The 21,765-nt window shown below is 60.8% G+C and carries 18 protein-coding genes; 13 read left to right on the top strand and 5 right to left on the bottom strand.

The window, feature by feature from the left end; all coding sequences use genetic code 11:
* Nucleotides 1-5: 5 nt before the first annotated feature.
* Together ASTEX_RS16330 and ASTEX_RS16325 are read right to left on the bottom strand one after the other, a co-directional pair.
* The gene (locus ASTEX_RS16330; RefSeq protein ID WP_013480743.1) at nucleotides 6-1,616 is read right to left on the bottom strand and encodes a pectate lyase; all 1,611 of its coding nucleotides are present in this window, start codon (nucleotides 1,614-1,616) and stop codon (nucleotides 6-8) included.
* 134 nt (nucleotides 1,617-1,750) lie between these two features.
* Nucleotides 1,751-2,140, bottom strand: coding sequence for a response regulator (locus tag ASTEX_RS16325; protein ID WP_013480742.1), 390 nt, complete (start codon nucleotides 2,138-2,140; stop codon nucleotides 1,751-1,753).
* Nucleotides 2,141-2,262: 122 nt separating this feature from the next.
* Here ASTEX_RS16325 and ASTEX_RS16320 point away from each other — a divergent pair, with 122 nt between their 5' ends.
* Together ASTEX_RS16320 and maiA are read left to right on the top strand one after the other, a co-directional pair.
* Nucleotides 2,263-3,015, top strand: coding sequence for a Crp/Fnr family transcriptional regulator (locus ASTEX_RS16320; RefSeq protein ID WP_013480741.1), 753 nt, complete (start codon nucleotides 2,263-2,265; stop codon nucleotides 3,013-3,015).
* A complete protein-coding gene (gene maiA / locus ASTEX_RS16315; RefSeq protein ID WP_013480740.1) occupies nucleotides 3,012-3,641 on the top strand; it encodes a maleylacetoacetate isomerase in 630 nt (209 codons plus the stop codon). Before ASTEX_RS16320 ends, maiA begins: the two co-directional genes overlap by 4 nt.
* Here the strand turns inward: maiA and ASTEX_RS16310 are convergent, their stop codons facing one another.
* On the bottom strand, nucleotides 3,642-4,859 hold the full coding sequence (locus ASTEX_RS16310) for a multidrug effflux MFS transporter (protein WP_013480739.1): 1,218 nt from the start codon (nucleotides 4,857-4,859) through the stop codon (nucleotides 3,642-3,644). It lies immediately after the preceding gene.
* 80 nt (nucleotides 4,860-4,939) lie between these two features.
* Between ASTEX_RS16310 and ASTEX_RS19510 the strand changes: the two genes are divergently transcribed.
* The 4 genes from ASTEX_RS19510 to ASTEX_RS16290 all read left to right on the top strand — a co-directional run bounded on the left by ASTEX_RS19510 (nucleotide 4,940) and on the right by ASTEX_RS16290 (nucleotide 9,135).
* On the top strand, nucleotides 4,940-5,524 hold the full coding sequence (locus ASTEX_RS19510; protein ID WP_013480738.1) for a nucleotidyltransferase family protein: 585 nt from the start codon (nucleotides 4,940-4,942) through the stop codon (nucleotides 5,522-5,524).
* A gap of 67 nt (nucleotides 5,525-5,591) precedes the next feature.
* Entirely contained in the window at nucleotides 5,592-6,065 is a 474-nt protein-coding gene (locus tag ASTEX_RS16300; protein WP_013480737.1) for a (2Fe-2S)-binding protein, read from the top strand.
* Nucleotides 6,066-6,067: 2 nt separating this feature from the next.
* Nucleotides 6,068-8,248, top strand: a complete 2,181-nt coding sequence (locus ASTEX_RS16295; protein ID WP_013480736.1) for a xanthine dehydrogenase family protein molybdopterin-binding subunit — start codon at nucleotides 6,068-6,070, stop codon at nucleotides 8,246-8,248.
* A complete protein-coding gene (locus ASTEX_RS16290; protein WP_013480735.1) occupies nucleotides 8,245-9,135 on the top strand; it encodes an XdhC family protein in 891 nt (296 codons plus the stop codon). Before ASTEX_RS16295 ends, ASTEX_RS16290 begins: the two co-directional genes overlap by 4 nt.
* Here the strand turns inward: ASTEX_RS16290 and ASTEX_RS16285 are convergent.
* Together ASTEX_RS16285 and ASTEX_RS16280 are read right to left on the bottom strand one after the other, a co-directional pair.
* Nucleotides 9,132-9,509 (bottom strand): c-type cytochrome, encoded by a 378-nt coding sequence (locus tag ASTEX_RS16285; protein ID WP_013480734.1) that lies wholly within the window; start codon nucleotides 9,507-9,509, stop codon nucleotides 9,132-9,134. The two genes, ASTEX_RS16290 and ASTEX_RS16285, sit on opposite strands and share 4 nt — an antisense overlap.
* Nucleotides 9,510-10,000: 491 nt before the next feature.
* Nucleotides 10,001-12,322: an EAL domain-containing protein gene (locus ASTEX_RS16280; RefSeq protein WP_013480733.1), complete on the bottom strand. Its 2,322-nt coding sequence runs from the start codon at nucleotides 12,320-12,322 to the stop codon at nucleotides 10,001-10,003.
* Nucleotides 12,323-12,687: 365 nt separating this feature from the next.
* Between ASTEX_RS16280 and ASTEX_RS16275 the strand changes: the two genes are divergently transcribed.
* The 7 genes from ASTEX_RS16275 to ASTEX_RS16245 all read left to right on the top strand — a co-directional run bounded on the left by ASTEX_RS16275 (nucleotide 12,688) and on the right by ASTEX_RS16245 (nucleotide 21,762).
* Nucleotides 12,688-15,072, top strand: coding sequence for a TonB-dependent receptor (locus tag ASTEX_RS16275; protein ID WP_013480732.1), 2,385 nt, complete (start codon nucleotides 12,688-12,690; stop codon nucleotides 15,070-15,072).
* A 134-nt stretch (nucleotides 15,073-15,206) separates the two neighbouring features.
* The gene (locus ASTEX_RS16270; protein ID WP_013480731.1) at nucleotides 15,207-15,956 is read left to right on the top strand and encodes a hypothetical protein; all 750 of its coding nucleotides are present in this window, start codon (nucleotides 15,207-15,209) and stop codon (nucleotides 15,954-15,956) included.
* Nucleotides 15,953-17,524, top strand: coding sequence for a hypothetical protein (locus ASTEX_RS16265; protein ID WP_041659418.1), 1,572 nt, complete (start codon nucleotides 15,953-15,955; stop codon nucleotides 17,522-17,524). Before ASTEX_RS16270 ends, ASTEX_RS16265 begins: the two co-directional genes overlap by 4 nt.
* Nucleotides 17,525-18,481, top strand: coding sequence for an AAA family ATPase (locus tag ASTEX_RS16260; RefSeq protein ID WP_013480729.1), 957 nt, complete (start codon nucleotides 17,525-17,527; stop codon nucleotides 18,479-18,481).
* The gene (locus ASTEX_RS16255) at nucleotides 18,478-19,788 is read left to right on the top strand and encodes a DUF58 domain-containing protein (protein ID WP_013480728.1); all 1,311 of its coding nucleotides are present in this window, start codon (nucleotides 18,478-18,480) and stop codon (nucleotides 19,786-19,788) included. Before ASTEX_RS16260 ends, ASTEX_RS16255 begins: the two co-directional genes overlap by 4 nt.
* The gene (locus ASTEX_RS16250; RefSeq protein ID WP_013480727.1) at nucleotides 19,785-20,852 is read left to right on the top strand and encodes a stage II sporulation protein M; all 1,068 of its coding nucleotides are present in this window, start codon (nucleotides 19,785-19,787) and stop codon (nucleotides 20,850-20,852) included. The genes ASTEX_RS16255 and ASTEX_RS16250 overlap by 4 nt, the downstream gene beginning before the upstream one ends.
* Nucleotides 20,839-21,762 carry an RDD family protein gene (locus ASTEX_RS16245; RefSeq protein ID WP_168148168.1) on the top strand — a complete coding sequence of 308 codons (924 nt, stop codon included), beginning with the start codon at nucleotides 20,839-20,841 and terminating at the stop codon, nucleotides 21,760-21,762. The genes ASTEX_RS16250 and ASTEX_RS16245 overlap by 14 nt, the downstream gene beginning before the upstream one ends.
* The last annotated feature ends 3 nt before the right edge of the window (nucleotides 21,763-21,765 follow it).

The following is a 21,765-nucleotide window of genomic DNA, read 5'->3' as shown; positions in this document are numbered from 1 at the left end:
TTCCCTTATTTCTTTTTGTTTTCGTTAGTGTCTTTGGTGTTCAGTGCCCCGATCAGCGCCTTCATATTGTCGATATAGGCGCTGGTCGAAATACCGATGACGGGTTTATCGGTGATATAGGGCGAGGTATCGGTCTTGTCGCCGACATGGGTTGAGCGGTAATCCCCTTCGGCCGGCGTTGGCGAACCGTCGCCGATGTACGGGTTAGATGTCGATTTCAGCTCGGTCGGCCACCAGCCGTCCTTGTTCAGGGACTTGACCAGTTGATCGGCGGTTTCAGCGGCGCGGCCGTGGTTGAGGTCAGAATCGCCGTGTTCCTCGATCAGGAAGTAACGCGGCAGCGGCTTGGCCACGCCGTTTTTCAGCGGTGAGTCCTTAGAGGCCTCTTCCGGCGGGGTGGCTTTCAGCTTTTCATAGTCCTGACGTAGCTTGGCGACATTGATCGACCGCGTTGAGCTATAGTGCCGCAGCGTATGCTCCGGATTATAGTCGGCATAGTAGTGACCACTGATGACGTTAGAGCCTTCGCGGTGCGTATAGAGCGCCTTATTGGTGCCCAGTTCGACAAACGACGGATAGAGGGGCTTTTCGCCGGGCAGACGCACCGAGTCGAGCCAGTCGAGTGCCGCCGGAATGGGCGCCAGATATTTGGTGTCGCCGGTCAGCTTATAGAAGTCCATCAACTGACGGATGGCGCTGGCGGTGGTGTGCGCCGACAGGGATTTCGGCTCATAGGTGCGTGCGCCTGCGGGTTTGAGATCGGGCGTATATTGCAGCGCCCAGCCGGCCTGCGGCGCGCCGTTTTGCGCCAGAATATAGATGTTCATGCCGCGGTTTATGGCATCGAGAACGCGCGTTTCACCCAGTGCCTGATAGCAGAGGATCAGGAAGTGGACATTGCCGGCGGCCACATCGTCATTGAAGGTGATGTAGGACGTGTAGTCTGGTTGACCGTGGTGCGAAAACTCGTACTTCAGCGGATACCGCTGCGGCCAGCCGCCATTGGGGTACTGGCTTTTAAGAACGAAGTCGATCGCCTTGTCGAGCGAGGGCTTGTACTTCGGATCGTGCTTTTCGAGATAGAGACGCAGGATGAAGGTCATTGCCTCCACCGTGCCGTCATCATCATAGGTGGCATTGCCCCAGTAGTGCTGGAACTCTTCCATGCGCCAGGCGTTCTTGCCGATGGTGTCATACCATTGCTTCGTTGAGGCCTCGCCACCGAAATCGATGAAATAGTGCCAGCCGCCATTGTCCTGCTGTCCGAAGATCAGGGCGGCGGCAGCCTTTTCGGCGGCGGTGTAGTAATACTCATCGCCCGTCGCATGATAGGCGTCGAGGAACAGGTGGCCCATGGTGGCCGTGCCCGGCGGCTGCACCCAGATCATACTGGGTTTGGCTTCCAGCTCACCCCAGCGGCGCGACATGTCCGGCAGATAGGACCACACATAGCCGCCATTGGTCGAAACCGTCTCGACCATGAACTCCGTGGCCTTGCGCATCGTCTTTTTGACCGCATTGTCTGAAGGCTGAGAGGCGGCGCTCGCCAGCGGGCTGCACATAGCTAGGCACAGGCCTGCCGTGAGGCCTGCAATCGATTTTAAAAAGGGGCGCATGGAGATGGCGTCTTTCCCGATACTGAGCGTTTGTTTTTATGGTTGCCGCTACCTTATACGGTAATGACACCGGTTTCCAGCGTGTCGCTACAAATTTTTTCGGGGCAGGTTTTTCAGGCGCAAAAGCGACAGGATTAATTCGGTAACGGGTAGGGCGACAGGGCGGCGCTGAGTCGACCCAGCGTCACGGGTTTCGACAGGTGGCCGTCCATGCCGGCATCGAGGCACAGCTGGCGCTCATCGATCAGGCCCTGCGGCGTCAGGCCGATTACAACGACTGGCGGGATCAGCCGGCGGCGTTCCAGATCACGAATTTGGCGTGTTGCGCGAAACCCGTCCATGTCTGGCAGGTCGATGCTGAGCAGTACGACGTGGCCCTGACGCGACAACAGGGCCTCCAGAAGAGCGTCACCGCGGGTAAGGACCATGGCCTTCAGCCCCAGATCCTCCAGCAAGGTGACGATGAGGTCGGCGCTGGGAGGGTGCGGCTCGGTCAGCAGGATAATGGGGGCGGCGGTCACCATAAATGTGCGGACCTTTCGACGAAGCCGATTTTATTGAAACCTTGCGGCCGCGTGCCTAACCCGACATGGCAGCATTGTATGTGCACTCGTACACATAGGGGTAAACGCGATGAGGTTCCCCTATGGACACGCTCCACCCCGAACTGTTGAGCAGCAATCTCCTGATGGCGCTGCGCCCCGCCGACCGGATGCGGCTGCAAGCGCGTATGGAGGTTATTGAGGCCCGGCGGGGCATGGTATTGTTCAGTGCCGGGGACGTGGTGCGCCATGCTTGGTTCCCGCTGGGGCCGACCCTGGTGGGTTTTCGGGTACTGCTCGATGACGGGCGCGGGGTAGAAACCGCGCTGGTCGGGCGCGAAGGGGCCGTCGGCGGCATCGTCAGTCAAGGCCGTCTGCCCGCCTTTTCGTGCGCCGAGGTGCAGTTTCCGGGCAAACTGCTGCGTATTGATCTGAAGACGCTGGAGGCGCTGAAGGCCGAATCCCTCACGCTGCGCTACTTCTTTGCGCGCTATTCGGATTGCCTGCTGGCGCAGGTGTTTCAATCGGTTGCCTGCAATGCAACTCACACCATCGAACAGCGGGCGGCGCGCTGGCTGACCCTAGCGCTGGACCGCACAGAGACGGCGACAATCCCGCTGACGCAGGATCAGTTGTCGTCTATGCTAGGTGTCGGGCGGGCCTATGTCAGCCGTGTCATGGGTGTGTTGCAACGGGACGGCCTGTTGGCCACCGTGCGCGGGCGGGTCGAAATCCGCGATCCGGCCGGGCTCAGGCAGCGCGCCTGCGGCTGTGCCAATCAGGTGCGCGCCCATTTTGACGAAGTGCTGGACGGGGTCTATCCCGCGCCGGAAGAGAATGAGATGACGGCGAAATGAAACTGCACGGCTATTTCCGTTCATCGGCCGCCTGGCGTGTGCGTATCGCGCTGGCGCTGAAAGGTCTCGACTATGATCAGGTCTTCGTGCACCTGCGTCACGGGGATCAGCGGGTACCGGCCTTTCTGAAGGTCAATCCGCAAGGTCTGGTCCCGGCGCTGGAGGTCGAAGACGGAGAGATACTGACTCAGTCTCTGGCCATCTGCGAATATCTTGAGGAGGTCTATCCGCAGCCGCCACTTCTGCTCGGCAGCGCGCTGGAGCGGGCGCGTATCCGTGCCTTTGCCTACGCCATTGCCTGCGAAATCCACCCGGTGCAGAACCTGCGCGTTCTCAACCGGATCAAGGCGCTGGGTCAGGACGAGGCGGACGTCAGGGCGTGGGCGCAGGAGACGATTGCCACGGGCTTTGACGCCTGCGAGGCCCTTCTGGATGGGCAGGCGGGGCCCTACTGCTTCGGGGCGCAGGTGACTTTGGCTGACGTTTTTCTGGTGCCGCAGATGGCCAATGCCCGCCGCTTTGGAGTCGAACTGCGCTGGCCGCGTCTGAGGGATGTCGAAGCCGCCTGCCAGAGCCATCCGGCCTTTGACACCACGCGACCTGATCGGCAACCCGACGCCGAATAATCAGACCGGGTTGCGGTAAAGCCGACCCTTTTCGACCACCAGAATTATGCAGATGGCTGTCAGGCCCAGCCCCATAGCTGCCAGCGGCAGAAGCCATACTCCGCCGGACCAGAACTGACCGATCCACGCCCCGATCAGGCCGCCGCCGACCATCGACAGGACCCCCTGAAGCGAAGCCGCCGTGCCCGCCACATGGCCGACCTTTTCCATGGCAATCGCCGTGAAGTTGGAGGTGCACATGGCCATGCACATCATAGTCAGGCCCTGAAGAATCGTGAAACTGATCAAGGTTTCATAGCCCAGCAGCGCCCATATCACATGCACGGTCGAAAGGATGATCAGGGCGGTCAGCGAACGGTGTGACATGACGCGCGTCCCCAGCCGCTCGACCAGACGGATATTGGTGAAGGCTCCGACCGCCATGGCGCCGGCGCACAGGGCGAAGACCAGTCCCAGATAACCCGGCTGATGGAACACCTCCTCGAAGATCTGCGGCATCATCGACAGATAACAGAGGATCATCGCCGTCATCACCATCACCGCCAGTCCATAGCCGAGTGACATAGGCTCTGAGGCGATATAGCGCGCCACGCGGAGGAACTTGCCCGGTGATGGGGCGAAGCGCTGCTCGACAGACAGGGTTTCTGGCAGGCGCAGCCACACCCAGACAAAGACCAGCAATCCGGCGATCGTCAGCGCAAAGAAAATGCCACGCCACGGAAAGGCCAGCATGATCAATTGACCCAGGCTGGGTGCCATGATCGGTACGGCCATGAAGATGACGTGTGAGGTCGAAAGCACCTTGGCCATGCGCGCGCCGGTGTAGAGGTCGCGGATGGCCGAGCGCGGGATGACATTGGCCGAAGCCGCCGCCACGCCCTGAAAAAAGCGCAGCAGAATCATGTGCTCCAGATCGGTGACCAGAGACACGGTCAGCGATAGCAGCACATAGACGATCAGCCCGCCCAGCAAGACGCGGCGTCGCCCGAGCCAGTCTGAGAGGGTGCCGCAGATAAACTGGCCTACGCCGATCCCCATAAAGAAAACCGAGATGATCAGCTGCATGCGGTTGGCATTGTCGATGCCGAAATCCGCCGCCATGGCGGGCAGGGCGGGCAGCATGGTGTCCACGCTCAGTGCCGTCGCAGCCATGCAGGCGGCGATAATGGCGACAAATTCAGGGAACGGCGGGATGTCCTTGGGGGGGAGCTTGAACATGACGCCCCCCTATAGCTGGATGACGCTACGAAAGAAATTAGGAGTTTGAGAAAAAGCCAATATCCGGGCAAGGTAGGCAGATGAAGAGCACAGACATGGCCCTGATCCTGCTGGCGGCCGGGCGTTCCCGGCGCTTTGGCTATGCAGACAAGCTGATGGCCGATCTGGGCGGCAGGCCGTTGGGTCTGCATGTGGCGCAATGCGTTTCAGAGATGAGGTGGAGGCAGAAACTCGCCGTGGTGGCGTCGGACGGCTTGCGGGACGGTCTTATGGCACTGGGGTTTGAGACGGTCACCCCCGCGTCGGACGCCGGCATTGGGGACAACCTGGCTCTGGCGGCTCGGCAGGTGAACAGCGCTACCGGGGTGCTGGTCTGTTTGGCCGATATGCCTTTTGTGCCCCTGACGCATATCAAGGCTCTGTTGAGCGCGCTCGGTGACGGTATCACCATCGCCGTGAGCGCCGCTGGTGACGCGAAAGTGCCGCCTGTGGCCTTCTCTGCGACCCATATCGCAACCCTGCGCGGCCTTAGTGGCGATCAGGGGGCGCGACGGATATTGATCTCTGCCGCCGTTCAAACCGTAATCCTGGACGCGGCGGCAGATGAGTTGTTCGATATCGATACGGTGGTGGATATGAAGCGGGCGCGTGAGCGGTTTAGATAAAGCAAATGTCACTTTGCGGCCGTACCAAATCCGCTAAACTTCTGTTCACATACAAGGGGAGACGGTCTTGAGATTCAGTATCAATGGTAAGGCCTACGAGCAGGATGTGCGGGAAGATATGCCCCTACTGTGGGCTCTGCGCGACGAATTCGGGCTGGTCGGCACCAAATTCGGCTGTGGTATCGCTCAGTGCGGGGCCTGCACGGTACATGTCGATGGCACGCCAGTGCGCGCCTGCATCACGCCGGTCAGTGCCGTCGAAGGCGCGGCCGTGACCACAATTGAAGGCATCGGTCAGACCAAGGAAGGCAAGGCGCTTCAGGAGGCCTGGCTGGAGCTGGACGTTATGCAGTGCGGGTATTGCCAGGCCGGTCAGATCATGACGGCGGCGGCTCTTTTGAAAGAGACGCCCAAGCCAACCGATACAGATATTGACGCGGCAATGGATGGCAATCTGTGTCGCTGTGCCACCTACACTCGCATCCGTTCAGCTATCAAGAAAGCTGCCGGGGTGGCACTCACCGACACGCGGGAGGCCTGAGCATGGATGATGTGAAGATTTCGCGCCGCTTGTTTGTCTCTGCGGCTGCGCTTGCCGGTGGGGGCTTTGTCATGGGCTTCGGGGCCTCACCGTCAGAGGCGCAATCCGCCACCACGCGTCTGACTGATTATGTGGCCGTTGACCTCGAAGGGAAGGTGACCATCCGGGCCAAGAACCCTGAGGTGGGGCAGGGCGTCAAGACCATGCTGCCCATGATCATCGCGGAGGAAATGGATGTCGATTGGGCGCAGGTGCACGTCGAAACCGCCCCTGTCGATGAAAAAACCTATGGGCCGCAATTCGCCGGTGGTTCGCTAACCACGCCGATGAATTATGAGAATATGCGCCGCGCCGGTGCTGCGGCGCGCGCCATGTTTCTTCAGGCGGGGGCCGAGGCGATGAGGGTGCCGGCAGCCGAGCTGAGTGCCGTCAAGGGCACGGTGCTGCATAAGGCGAGCGGCAAGAAGCTGAGCTATGGAGCGCTGGCTTCGGCGGCAGCGAAGGTGCCGTTGCCGGACCTGAAGACGGTGGCGCTGAAAGACCCCAAAAGCTTCACCCTAATAGGGCAGTTTAAGGGCGGAGTAGATAGTCCAAAGATCGTCAGGGGCGAACCTATCTTCGGTATCGACACCGAGGTGCCGGGGATGAAATACGCCATCCTGGCCAAACCGCCGGTTTACGGCGCGAAGTTCAAGTCGGCCAATCTTGATGCCGTTCGCAAGCTGCCCGGCGTGGTCCAGCTATTCACGCTGGAAGGTAAAGGGGATTTCCACGGGATTCAGGATTGCGTGGCCATCGTCGCCGACAAATGGTGGTACGCCAAATCGGCGCGCGATCAGCTGGAGATCGTCTGGGACGACGCCATAGGCGTACCGCATGACACGGCGACCTATGCGGCACAGGCGGAAAAGCTATTGATGGGCAGTGGCGATATCATTCGTAACAAGGGCGACACTCAAACGGGGCTGGCGGCTGCAGCGAAAACGATCGAGGCCGTCTACGAGACGCCCTTCATCCCGCATGTGCCGCTGGAGCCGCAGAACTGTACTGCGAAGGTGACGTCAGACGGCATTGAAATCTGGGCTCCGACTCAGTCGCCAGGCGGGGGCCGCCGACTGGTGGCGCAGGCGCTGGGTGTGCCGGAAGACAAGATCACAGTGCATATGATCCGTGGCGGCGGTGGTTTCGGGCGACGGCTGGAGAACGACTACATGCTCGAAGCGGCGGTGGTGGCGCAAAAGGCTGGCGTTCCGGTCAAGCTTTTGTGGACGCGCGAAGACGACGTCGCTTACGACTACTTCCGGCCCGGCAATTATCACCGTCTGCGCGCCGGTCTGGATGGGGCGGGCGGCCTTAGCACCTATCAGGCGCACGGCGTGACCTTTGCGCGCGGTGGTAAACCCGCGCAGGGCGCCGGCATCACGCCGGACGGTTTCTTGCAGATGACCGTTCCAAATTACCGGCTGGAGCAGTCGCTTATAGAGACGCTTGTCCCCACGGGCTATTTGCGCGCGCCGTCGTCCAACTCGCTGGCCTATGTCCACGAATGTTTCCTTGATGAGGTGGCACATGCGGCAGGTAAGGACCCGTTCGACTTCCGTCTGCAACTGATTGAGAGAGCCGGTAATGTGCCGCCTGCGGAGGGCCGGGGCCCGGACTACGATCTGAAACGGCTGAAAGTGATACTGGAAACTCTCAGAACGCGCTCACACTGGAACCGTCGCAAACCGGCAGCAGGGGAGGGCTTCGGTCTGGCCACCTATTTCAGCCATCGCGGTTATTTTGCCGAGGTGGCCAAGGTGCGGGTTAGCCCGGACGGCACGTGGCGCGTCCTGAAGGTCTGGGTGGTTGGCGATGTCGGATCGCAGATCATCAACCCGGCGGGCGCGATCAATCAGGTCGAAGGTTCGGTTATCGACGGTATTGGTGAGCTGCGACAGGCAATTACCTTCGAGAAGGGTCGTGCGATGCAGGGTAATTTCCAGGAGGTGCCGCTGATGCGCATGTCCGAAGCGCCGCACATCGACACGCACTTTGTCCTCAGCGACAACCCGCCGACCGGCCTGGGCGAGCCGGCCCTGCCGCCGGTCATTCCGGCCGTGTGCAACGCCATCTTTGCGGCGACGGGTGTGCGCGTGCGCAAGCTGCCTCTGACGCCGGAGGCTTTGGCAAAAAGGGCGTGAGTGAGGTTATCGACATTACCGTCCCGGCCTATGGCGACTACGTGCTCGACGATCTGTGGCGCTGGCGACGCGAAGGGCTGAAGACGGCGCTTCTGACGCTGGTGGCCATCGACGGTTCGTCTCCCCGACCAGTGGGCAGCCAGATCGCTGTGGCCGAAGATGGGCGCGCGGTTGGGGCGATTACGGGCGGCTGCGCTGAACAGGCTCTGGTGCGCGATGCGCTGAGCGCCATCGCACGCGGATGCAACCATGTGGAACGCTATGGTGAAGGCTCGCGCTTTCGCGACATTGTTTTGCCCTGTGGGTCGGGGATCTCGGTCGCATTTGATGTGACGCTGAGCGATGAGGCCGTAGCGGGTTTGCGAACGGCTCGCCAGCAACGGCGAGAGGCCGTCTATGTGTGGGACGGGGGCTTTGAGCGGCTCTACCGGCCGCAACCGCGTGTGCTGGTCATGGGGCAGGGTCCGATCGTGCCGTTCCTGGCACAGATGGCGTGTCTGAGTGAGTTCGCAACGGCGGTGGTGTCCCCAGACGACACCACGCGCGAACGCAGCCGAGCCGATGTGATCCGGCCGTTAAGCGCCGCCTCCGGCGGCGGCCTCACGGGTCTGATCGACGCCGCCACCGCGGTCATCAGCCTGTTCCACGATCACGACTATGAGCCGGAGATACTGGCTACGGCCTTGCATTCACAGGCCTTCTATCTCGGGGCGCTGGGCAGCCGCCGGGCCCACGCACGTCGTATCGAAAAGCTGAAAGCCCTGGGTTTTGATGCCGCTCAGATCAACCGTATCCGGGGGCCGGTCGGGCTCGATATCCGGGCGAAAACGCCACCTGAAATCGCCGTTTCCATACTGGCCGATGTGATCCGGGCGTGGCGCGCCTAATTGGATTTGAGATAGGCTATGATATCAGCGCGCTTTTTGGCATCCTTTGTTGGGGCCATGGCCATGGTGTTGCCGGGGAGGGTTCCTTTCGGATCGGCCAGAAAGCGGTCCAGTTGCGCCTCGCTCCATACCGGCCCCTTCTTCATCGCGGCTGAGTAGCTGAACTTAGGATCATTGGTCCCGGCCTTCTTGCCGACAATACCAGCCAGTGACGGGCCGATGCCCGTGGCACCCGGCTTCACCGAATGGCAGGACAAGCAGGCCCCGAAGGCCTTTTTACCGGCAGCCGCGTCCTGCGCCTGCGCCGGGGTGAGGGACACGATCAGTAGCAAAGTGCCAGTCAGTGGCGTCAGGCCTTTCAAAATATGGGTCATGGCAATCCTGTTGAGGGGTTGGTCTATCTGTTTTTAACAGGCTCTCTGCCCTCGTAAATACGGAATCCGACATCCGCCGATACGGGTATGCAGACTCAAGAAAGGCCCCGCAAAGGGGGCCTTCCGAAAGTATTTTGTACTGGTATTAGAGCCAGTATCCGAACAGCCAATCCCACATGATATGCCTCACTTGACCACGCTAAACAGCCCTATCGCTGTACGTGCATGGTTAACACTTTCTAAACGCATTGACAAGCATTAACCAAGAATTTTTACGGCATATTAACCCGTTTTTTCTCGCAACTGACGAATTGTGCAGGGAAATCAAAATAAACGCAGTCGGGGTTGCGTGACATTTCGCCGCGATACCTGCGCAACAAGGTTAATAGGCGGTGTTTCACAGCAAAAGCTATGCCAACGCGGATAAGCGTAAGTAAAAAAAACCCGCTGTTAGAAGACAGCGGGTCGTAACGTTTTACTGAAGATGTGTTTTAGCCGTGGCGCAGTTGTTCGGCTTCGGCCGCCATGCGCGCCAAGAACGCCTTGGCGTCCATTGGCCGGGCTATATAGTAGCCCTGACCGGTATCACATCCCATGCGCGCCAGTAGCGACAAGACTTCCAGCGTTTCGATCCCTTCGGCCACCGCCTTCATGCCGAGCGCATGCGCCAGCTGGATGGTGGACTTCATCACGGCGCGATCAGCCTTGTTCTCGCAGATATCCTGCGTGAAGCGGCGGTCAATCTTCAATTCGGTAGCCGGGATTTTGCGCAGATACTCCAGCGTGGACAGGCCTGTGCCATAGTCGTCGATCGAAAGGCCAATCCCCATGTCGCGGAATTCGGCCATCAGCAGGCTGGGCGTCTCGTTCTGCGCAATTGCGTGCGTCTCGGTCACTTCGAGGATCAGGCAGGACGGCGGCACCTGATGCCGGTCAAGCGCAGCTTTCACCGTGTCCATGATGTCGTGCGACGTCAGAAGACTGGGCGAAATATTCACAGAGATGCGGAACTCCGGCTTGGTCAGCAGGACCGTCTTGGCGACTTTCAGCGCGTCGTTAAGCACAAAATCTGTCAGGCGGTCGATACGGCCGTGGCGTTCGGCCATTTCGACAAATTCCAGCGGACTGACCGGGCCGCGCGTTTCATGCGTCCAGCGCACCAGCGCTTCGGCGCCCAGCAATTCCTTGCTGTAAAGGTCCATCTTCGGCTGATAGGCCACCCAGATCTTGCCGGCGTCCAACGCGTCGTCCAGTTCGCCCAGCAGCGACAGGTTCCACTCCTTTTCACTGATCTGCGACGGATCATGCAGACGCCAGCGAGTGCCATCTTGTTCCGCCGAGTGGGCGGCGGCCAGAGCGCTGGTCAGACGGTGCGAGACGGGTAGGTCGAATTCACGATCCACGCCGAAGGAGATATCGACGTCGAAGGAATTGCGCGCAAAGCGAATGGGGCTGCGGAAGATAACGTGCAGGGCGGTGAACTGTTCGATCAGCAGGTCATGGTCATACAGGTTCGACAGCCAGAAGAAGTTGCCGTCGTCGCCGTGATAGAGCTGAGCCCCACCGGCCCCCAGTTCGAGGCGCGCCACGATCTCCTTCACCAGCAGGCGCTCAGCCTCCGGCGGCAGGGCGCTGACCATTTCGGCGTAACGGCGGATACGGGCGGCAACCAGTTGCCGGCCATCGAGGCGGTCTTCGTGACGGATGGCATTGGGTGTGAAAAGGCCGGATACGGGATTGATGGTGCCTCCCTTCTTCTCCTGCGCGCCAAAGCGCCGCCACAGGACACAGATGCCTGTCAGGAACAGCAGGGTCATGCCACCCATAATATCCATGAAGATATTGAAGCGCTCAAGAACGCCCGGCACGACCAGTAGCGTAACGACGGCTCCCAGCATAAGAAGCCGCTTGCCACGTTTCATGCGCGGGCTGAGCAGGCACGCGGCGATACCCGCAGCAAACAGCCAACCCGGTAACCAGCCCAGTTGCAATGGGCGGCCACGCTTGAGCGTCTCTGCCGCCAGTACGACGACGGTTGAGGTAGAAGACTTATTGCCCTGACCCAGAACGCGCAGTTGATCACCAAGGCTGGGGTCATTGAAGCCTACGAGCACGTCCTTGCCCCGAAAGGCATTGGTCTTTGTTTTGCCAGTCAGAACGTCAGCGGCGCTCGCATACGGCACGGTGCTGCTGTCGAAGGCATAATTTATGGAGAAGCTTTCCTGCGTGTTGCCGTAAACCCCTGACAGAACAGACTCGATCGAGTCGAGTGCCTGGCCGCTAATCTCGGTCTTGTAAGGGACTTTGGACAGCCCTCCCCAGAAGGCCACGTATCGCGCTAATGATACGGTCTGTGCCTCATCGCGCACGATGTCAGGGGGGAGGATGTAGGTCATCTCCTTCGGCCCTGAACGGTAGTCAGCCTTGGCACTAACAAAGACACGGCCGGGGTGGCGCGCAAAGGTATCGGCCAGCAGCCGGTTGCGGCTTTCGCCCTGATCGGTCAGAGGGGTAAGAAAGAAGACGCGATTGGCGCCTTCGGCAAAAAGGCGCTCGGTCAGACCGGCCATGTGGGCGTGTTTCCAGGGCCAGGGGCCCAGAGAAGACAGGGCTTCGTCATCGACACCGACGACGACCATTTCGCCGCTGACCGGCATTTTCTGAAAGGAGTTGCGAGCCGCGCGTAGGAACAGCTCCAGCGGATGGCCAAGCTCGATAAGGGTCAGCACAGCCGACACGACCAGCAGCACGATCAGCGTGACTGATTTGCGGATGCGATCCTTAAACGAAGTCGGGGTCTTGGGTGACGTCATGATGCAATACCTCGGCACCGCCACAATGACGTCAATGTGTTATTATTTTGCAAACTGCGTGAAAATTTACATCGGCTTCATATGTTGACCTTTGATTAACTATAATTTTCACCTTCCGTCCGAGATAAGGGCGTTCTCTATACTTTCGGTTTTGACTGTAGAGAGGGCTTGCCCTGCCTGTGGAATAGGTATGACGGAAGAAAGGCCGCGCTACTGAATTGTAGTATTTATGTTACAGGGGTTTGTGTTCGCAGACAAAAATCCGCAACGGCGACGGCTCGGGCAGGGGCGCGCGTATCAGTCAGCAGCGCAACCCGCACGGGTTGCTCCTTTTTGTGTAAATAAAAGACAAAGACATTCCACAAATGAAAATGCCCCCGCACGACACGCGCTATTGGCTGGCCACCAGCGCCCTGGGTCTGATGATGAGCGCGCCGACCTTTGCCCAGACGGCTCCCGCGACGACGCCAAACCCGCCTCTCGCTCAGGCGCAGCCAACGCCGGCCAAACCCGCCGCCAAACCGGGGGAGGCCGCGCCCGCCACCGGTACAGGTGAGGCGGTCGAAACCGTGACTGTTACGGCCGCCCGCCCGCTCACCAAGATCGACCGCGATGTGTATGACCCGAAGACCGACCCGGATACACCGGTATCGTCTGCGGCGGATGCGCTGAATAAGGCACCGGGCGTACAGGTGGACGGCGAGGGCAATGTGACCTTACGCGGCAATTCGAATGTTCAGGTCTATATTAACGGCAAGCCGTCAGCGCGCACCGAAGGCAATTTCCGTGGCATGACCCTGCAATCCATGCCCGCTGAGGATATTGATACAGTTGAGGTCATGACCAATCCCGGCGCTCAGTATGGGGCCGAAGGCGGGGCCGGTATTATCAACATTAATCTGAGGCCGGGGCGCGGTTTGCGGCCAAACCTCTTTGTTCTGGCCAATGCCGGAAGTTTCGGACGCTACATGCTTGCGCTGCAAGGCGGTGCGGGGAAAGATCTGGGGGCGAAGGGGACGCTGTCTTTCTCAGGGGGGCTCAACATCCAGCATGGGGCCAACCGGGGCTCGACCAGCAGTTCCCGCGAATACATCCGCAGTAGCGGTAACACCACGACCACTTCCGGGGGTAACACACGGTCAGAAAACGATAATTACGGGCTGAGGGGCAATGTCGAATACGCGCCCAATCAGAAAGATACGTTCACACTCGAAGGCACTTACAACCAGAGTGAAGGCCGCACCAACAGCAAGGACTATACCGAAGACCTGAATGCGGCGGGTCTGCTGAGCGAGCGGTATGACGGTGTACGCAACAATACCAACGAAGCCCGTCAGGCCTCCGCGCGTCTGGGGTTCAACCACAAGGGCGATCAGGAAGGAGAAACCTTCCGCGCCGATTTGCGGGTCACCACGGGTGAGACAACGCAGAACAACCTTGCGGACCTCACCTATCAGGTCACAACCAGCCGCAGCGTCGTGCAGGAAAATGTCGAGCTGGGTGAGGATTCGAGCCTGTCCTTAAGCGCAGACTACACGCGCCCGCTCTGGAACGGCATTTTTTCGACCGGCTTCGACCTGAACTCACGTAGCGGGTTACGTGATGCCAGTCAGTATGACACCAACCGTCTGACAGGTATCCGGACGCTGAATGCGCGCCGTACCAACTCTGTGGTCCGCGATCAGGACCAGAGGGAATTCTATGTCAATTATCAGCGGGAATTGAGCGAAAAGTGGAACGTGCAGGGGGGGCTGCGGGTCGAAGAAACCCATGTCAGCCTAAATCGCAAGGTTTGGTACAATCCCAATCCGTCAGGCAATGATCAGGCCTTTTTCGAGACCAGCTATATCAACTACCACCCCAGCTTTGCCGCGCAGTACTTGCTGAGCCCCAAGTCAAAAATCCGCTATAACTACAGCCACCGCGTCAGCCGGCCGAATATAGACAACCTCAATCCAGCGATCATCTACAATAGCGAGCGCAGCGCGCGTCAGGGTAATCCGGGCCTCAAGCCTGCCGAAACCCATGCCAACGAACTGCGCTACGAATATAATGATCGGGCTAAAAACTTCCTTTTCAGTGCCGTCTATTTCCATCGGGTGACGGAAGGGATTGTCGTCAATCGCACGGTCTATATCGACCCGAATAATACACCCACGGACACCAGCGACGATGTTTTGCTGACCAGCGTTGAAAACGGTGGCGAAGGTGTCGAAACCGGTATGGACTTCCAGATCGACAAGCGCTGGGGCAGCAAGTTCAGCCTCAATATCCAATCGACCGCCAAGCGCGAGACGCAGCCGCCACGCTCCAGCACGGTGGCCACCGTCACCGAGCAGGACTCCGTGACCGGGCGCATTCGGGCGCGCTACAGCGTGACGCCTCGCGATACGTTGCAACTGACGCTGAACGCGCCAGTCAGAACCCTGAATGGGCAAGGCTATACCGAACGTCCGATGACGTGGCAGGGGTCCTACAGCCGTCCGTTGAATGCCAAACTCACCCTGACCTTTACGGCGCAGGGGCAGGGCAAGGCCCGCACCTTTACCAGCAATGAAACGGTCCGCAGCTTTACGGAACGCGATAATGGCGGGACCACCTTCATGGTGGGCCTGCGCTTTAACCCCTTTGGCATTACAGGCCGCAGTATGGGCGGCCGCGGGCCCGGTGGCGGTCAAGGTGGGGGTCAGGGCGGGGGCAACTGGGGTGGCGGCGGGGGTGGAAATGTCAATCCCGGTGGCGGTTTATGATTCATTTCAGGCGGTGCAGCAGGCCATCGCCTTTTCTCTGCTCGGCTCCCCGGAATGCGGGAGGTGAAGCGGGTTGACCCCGTGCGGTTTTACCCCTTATGGTCGGGGTAAAGTATGGGGGAAGACGGGATATTATGCGTGCGACGGCCATCACGACCGAAGCCTCTGCGTCGGCAGCGGCCAGCGCGCCATCCCCCATGGCGCAGGCCGCGCCAGACAGCGTGACGGCGGCAGATGTCTCATCCGCCGAAGCCCTGATCCGCAAGGTCAACGAAAACGGCCTGCTGCAAACGCGCTTCACCAACACCGCGCCGCCCAAGGAAGCCGATATTGGCTGGCTGAAGGCTTTTCTGGAATGGCTGGGCAAGGTCAGCAAGTTTTTTGGCGACCTGCTGGAGCCAGTCGCGCCTATCCTGCCCTGGCTTTTGTATCTCCTGCTGTTTGCGCTGGTCATCCTGCTGCTGTCGCCGCTGGTGCGCGCTTTTATTGCGGGCAAGGTCGAGCGTCTGTTTCAGCGTGACGGCCTGAAGGCCGATGCGCCATGGCGGCCGACTGCCGAAGCCGCCGCCGCCCTGATCGAGGAAATCGACGCCCTGGCCGACAAGGGCCAGTATGATGAGGCCGTCCACCTTTTGCTCAAGCGCTCGGTGGCCGATCTCAACGCCTATCGTCCCGATCTGGTGCGCAAACACTATTCGGCGCGCGATATCGGCAAACATCCGCTGCTGCCCGAAGACGCGCGCCCGGCCTATGCCGAAATCACCCGCTGGGCCGAAAAGAGCTTCTTTGCTGGCATCCCCGTCGGGCGCGAGGGCTTTGAAGCCTGCCGCAAGGCCTATGTCGATTTCGTTGCCTCCGAGCACCTGCCGAAGGGAGCGAAATGATGCGTCTGCCCTTTGTCAAAAAAGGCCTGCCACCGGCCAGTCGTCTTTTGCCCGTGGTTGTCGGGGCGCTGATCGCCGGTTTGTTCCTGATGGTCGGGCTGGTGCTGATTACGCCGCATCTGGAACCCGCCGGGCGCGGACAGGCGGCCAATATCACCGGCTATTCGGCGCAGGGTTTCAAGGGCTTGCGTGATGTTCTTGAGGCATCGAATTACAAGACGACCCTGTCACGGCAGGAGACAGGGCCGCAAAAGGTCAGCGATCTGGTTATCGTGACGCTGGACGGCGACAGCGCCCTGTTCAACGATGACCCGGAATATTACGAGCCTCAACCGGTGCCGGAGGAACACAGCGCGTCTTCGACCTCCAGCGCCTCCGCCTCATCCCAGACCAGCGCGCAAGTGCAGGAAAAGCTGAAGCAGGCGCAGGCCGAAGCCTCGGCGTCGCAGGCCGCGCAGGAAGCCTCTTCGACCTCGTATGAGGCGAAGGCGGAGGCGAAAAAGGCCGATGATTACTGGCCGACGCCCAGCGCCGAAAAGGCCGAGCGGCTGCTGTATAAGCCGATTGGCAAGGTGGTGCTGGTCGTCGCCCCTAAATGGTCCGCCAGTCCCATGCCGTCGCATCCGCGCTGGGACATCAACCCGCATTTTCAGGCCCCCAATCGCGTCTTTTCGCAACTGACCCTGCTGTCGCCCGTGCACAAGAAGACCGTGCAGGAAGACGGCGAAACCCGCTATAAGATCACCTATCAACGGTTGAACTATGCCCTTGGGCGTGCGCCGTTGGGCCGCTATAAGTCCTACGCCCTGACGCCCGCCGCCGGTCAGACCATCCTGACCAAGGCCTATACCAGCGGCCGCATCCGGGGTTTGCAGTCTCTTGCCGGGCCGAACCTGACGCCGATGCTGCTGGGCCCGGACGGTGAGGTCTTGCTGTCGCGCGTCAACCCCATGCCGGGCGAAAAGCCGTTCAAAAGCCCGGTCTATCTGCTCAGCGAACCGGACCTGATGGACAATCAGATGCTGGCTGACCCGGAGCGGGTGGCGGGGGCTCTGTCCATCATTGAGGCCATTGCGCCGGGCGCCCGCACCGTGGCGTTCGATGTAACCTTCAACAATCTGGCCTATGAACAGAACCTGATGCACCATGTGGCGCGCGCGCCCTTTATTGGTGTGCCGCTGTGCCTGCTGGTGCTGGCTCTGGCCATGCTGTGGTCGGCCTATTCGCGCTTTGGTCCCGCGCATGATCCGTCCACGGATACGCCGCATGGGCGCGGCGTCACCGTGCTGGCTGACAATGCGGCGCGCCTGATCGCTAAGGCCGGGCGTGAGCCGAAACTGGCTCCGGCCTATGCGCAGCTCGTGCGCGATCAGGCGCTGAAAGCGCTGGGCCTCGGCCGCCATAGTGCTGGGCCGGACGAGCTGGCCGAGCGCCTGAGCGAAAAACATAATACCCCGGAACGCTACAGTACCCTCAGGGCCGAGGCGGACCGCCTTTCCAACCCCATGCAACTGCTGAGCTGGGCGCGCCGTTTGCACGCCTGGAAGCACCAGATAACGGAGCGCTAGATGCAGATTTCCGACGTTCACAGCCTTGCGGCGCGCCTTAAGGGCGAAATCGGTAAGGTCATTATCGGTCAGGCCGATACGGTCGAGCTGATGCTGACCGCCCTGTTTTCCGGCGGCCATGTGCTGCTCGAAGGGCCTCCGGGTACGGCCAAGACCCTGCTGGCGCGCGCTTTCTGCCGTTCGCTGTCCCTGCGTTTCGGGCGTATCCAGTTCACGCCGGACATGCTGCCGGCCGATATTCTGGGCTCCAACCTGTTCAATTTCCAGACCTCGACCTTCTCCCTGACCAAGGGGCCGATCTTCTGCGATCTGTTGCTGGCCGACGAAATCAACCGCACGCCGCCTAAGACGCAGGCCGCCCTGCTGGAGGCCATGCAGGAGCGCAAGGTGACGCTCGATGGCACGCGCTACGATCTTGGTGACCGTTTCATGGTCATCGCCACCCAGAACCCAATCGAGCAGCAGGGCACCTATCCGTTGCCGGAGGCGCAACTGGACCGCTTCCTGTTCAAGCACGTGCTGGGCTATCCGTCGGCCAGCGAAGAACGCCGCATCATCGACGAAGCGGGCAATTCGGCGGTGACGCTTGATCCGGAACAGGCGGGCATTGAGGCGGTGCTGGATGCCGCGACCTTGGCCGAAGCGATCCGCGTGGTGACCACGGTGCGTCTGAACGACGCCAATCTGGACTATATCGTCAGCCTGATCCGCGCCACGCGCGAAAGCCCGTCACTGGCGGTCGGGGCTTCGCCGCGCTCTGGCGCGCTGCTGGCGCGGGCGGCACGGGCGCGCGCCACGCTGGACGGACGCGACTACGTGCTGCCGGACGACATCAAGGCCCTCTATCTGCCGTCCATGCGCCACCGCGTGCTGCTGTCGCCCTCGGCCGAGATCGAGGGGCAGTCGGTGGACGGCGTCCTGCAAGGGCTTCTGGAGCGTATCGAGATCCCCAGATGATCCATCCCACCCCGCGCCTGATCCGCATTCTGATCGCCTGCGTCCTTCTGGGGGCGGGGGTGGTCTTTGTGGCGCCTGCCGTCTGGTGGGTCATGCCGCTGATCATGCTGGGGATGATGGCACTGGCCGTGTTTGAAGGGGTTTTTGCGCCGCTGCCGTCGCATCTGACGCTGGATATCTACCTGCCGCGCCGCATCGGTGTCGGACGCGACTATGACTTTGACTACGCTGTGCGCTTCAAAGCACGCGCGCCCAAAAAGATCGAAATCCGCTGGGGCGTCTCGTCACGCCTGCAAACGCCGCAGGCCGGTCTGACCCTGAACCCGGAAGACGGCGTGTTCAAAGGCCAACTGGACCTGCGCGCCTCCGCGCGAGGCAAGGCGGCGGTGGAAACCGCGCATCTGCGCTGGAGCGGCGCTCTGGGGCTCGGCTATGTGCAGAAGGTCGTGCCGCTCAAAGCCGAAATGGTGGTCACACCGGACATCGAAGGCGTGCAGCAGGACGCCGCCGCCTTGTTTTCGCGCGACTCCGTCTATGGGGTGCGCGTGCAAAACCAATTGCACAACGGTTCCGAATACCACGCGCTGCGCGAATACGACTCGTCGCAGGATCATCGCCGCATCGACTGGCGCTCCTCGGCCCGTCACCTCAAACTGCTGTCGCGGGAGTTTCAGACCGAGCGCAACCACCATATCGTGCTAGCCTTCGACACTGGCCGCCTGATGGGTGAGCCGCTGCTGCGGGTCAAAAAGCTCGACCGCGCCCTCTATGCCGGCCTGCTGCTGGGCTACTGCGCGCTGAAGATTGGCGACAATGTGCGCTCCTTCGCCTTTGCGGCGCGGCCCTATCACAATGCGCCGCTGCTGGCCGGGACGCGTGCCTATGAGACGCTGAAGGCGCAATTGTCGGGGCTCGACGACCGCCCCGAAGAAACCAACCATACGCTGGCCCTTGCCGATCTGGGGTCGAAGATCGCGCGCCGTTCGCTGATCGTGCTGTTTACCGACTTTATCGACGAAATCAGCGCCGACCTGATGCTTGAAGCCTTGCAGCGCCTGTCGAAAAAGCACCTGATCGTCTTTGTCGCCTTCCGCGATGAGGTGCTGGAGGGGCTGGCGGCGTCCGAGCCGCAGGCGGCGGATGACGTGACCCGCGCCATCTTCGCCCGTCGCCTGTTGCAGCAGCGCGAAACCGTCCACGCGACGCTGCGCCGCTATGGTATCGAGGTGCTCGAACCGACGACCGAGGCCATGGCGGTGCAACTGGTGCTCAAATATCTGGAAATGAAACGGGAGGACCGGTTGTGAGCGAAGCCCCCAACGAAAAGCCCCCTCTGCAACTCAAGAGCCAGAAGTTCCGCGAAGCGCGCGAGAAGGACTGGAAGGCGCTGGCCAGGCAGATTGACCGCGCCGAAAACGGCGGTTTGCGCAAATTCACCACCGAGGAATTGCTGGACCTACCGGTACTTTACCGTTCGACGGTATCGTCTCTGTCGATGGCGCAGTCGATCTCGCTCGACCGCAACCTGATCACCTTCTTGCAGGCTCTGTGCGCGCGCGCCTATGTCTATATGTACGGTCCGCACGCCCGGCCCGGTGTGATCGTCCGCGACTTCTTCCTGCGCGACCTGCCGCGGTCAGTGCGCGCCCTGTGGGGGGAGCTGTCCCTGTCCACCCTGTGTCTGGTGCTGGGGATTGTGGGGGGCATATTGATGTGCATGGCTGACCCTAGCTGGTACGATCCGCTGGTCGGCGGCATGTCGCAAGGCCGCGATCTGAACGCCAGCGTTGACGATCTGCGCAAGACCATTGGTGGCACCGAAGCCGGGGAACCGCTCGCGGCCTTTTCCGTTTTCCTGATGAGTCACAACACACAGGTCACACTGTCGGCCTTTGCCTTGGGGGTGATCGGTGGCCTGCCGACGGCCTTTCTGATGATTGTCTTTGGCATGTCGGTCGGCGCTATGGTGTGGCTGTTTGCCTCACGCGGCCTGGGACCGGATTTCATAGCCTGGCTGTCGATCCACGGCACGACCGAGCTGACAGCGGCCGTGATCGGTGCGGCGGCAGGCTTTCATCTGGCGCGGCGCATCATGTTCCCCGGCCACCTGACGCGCAAGGCGGCGCTGGCCGAAGCCGGGCGACTGGCCGGGACGGCCATGCTGGGCGCCATGCTGATGCTGATCATCGCCGGCTTTATCGAAGGCGTGGCGCGTCAGACGGTGACCGAGATGTGGGCACGCTTTACGTTTGGCGGTGTGATGCTGGTCTTTTGGCTGGCCTATTTCATGGCGGTGGGTCGCCCGCGCAAACCGCGCCCATCGGAGGTCCGTCATGAGGGCCGTTATGAGGTTAGTCATGGCCAGACCTGACCTGATGAAGGGCGGGGCCGTCGCCCTGCCGTCCACAGAGGGACCCGTCACGCCCGTAACGACGCCCGAAGGCGTCGTGCTGTCGTTTCGCACGGCTTCCTTTGCCTCCCGTCTTGCGGCGCTGGTGATCGATTTTCTGATCATCATTCTGGCACCCGTCGTGCTGGTGATCCTGTACATCCTCTTGCCGTTCGAGCATCTGAAGTTCGATAATGTGAAGATGGATCATCCGTTCATTCAGGCGCTGATCATTCTGTTTGTGCTTGTCGGTTTTTTCCTGCGTTCGGGCTATTTCATGCTGTTTGAGCTGGGGCCGCGCGCAGCCACACCGGGCAAGCGGGTGATGAAGATTCGCGTCATTTCGCACGATGGCGGTCACCTGACCCCCTCTGCGGTGATTACGCGCAATGCCCTGCGTGAGGTGGAGCTGTACCTGCCTCTGACATTGGCGCTTCAGGCCAGCGTCAATGGCGGCTGGGTGTCTCTGGTGGCCCTGATCTGGACCCTTACTCTCGCTCTGTTGCCCCTGTTCAATACCTCGCGGGCACGTCTGGGCGATTTTCTGGGCGGCACGCGCGTCGTGCATGTACCGCGTGAGCGCCTGAGCTTCGATCTGGCTGAACAGGCCCCGGTCACGTCGCCCGGCCTCACCTTTACGCCGGAGCAGATCAGCGTTTATGGCGAAAAGGAGCTGGGCGTGCTGGAGGAGGTCTTGCGCGAAAAGCGCGCCCCCACCTTGCGGGCCGTCGCCGACCGCATCAAGACGCGCATCGGCTGGGTCGAACCTAACATCGCCAGCGATATCCCCTCGGACGAGGCGTTCCTGCGGGCCTATTACGCCGCCCTACGGGCGCAGCTTGAAGGTCGTATGCTTCTTGGCCGTCGCCGCAAGGACAAGTTCGACGAATAGAAA

The organism is Asticcacaulis excentricus CB 48 (assembly GCF_000175215.2).
GTDB lineage: Bacteria > Pseudomonadota > Alphaproteobacteria > Caulobacterales > Caulobacteraceae > Asticcacaulis > Asticcacaulis excentricus.
Note: the sequence above shows the minus strand (reverse complement) of the source record. Positions and strands in the feature narration are given on the sequence as shown.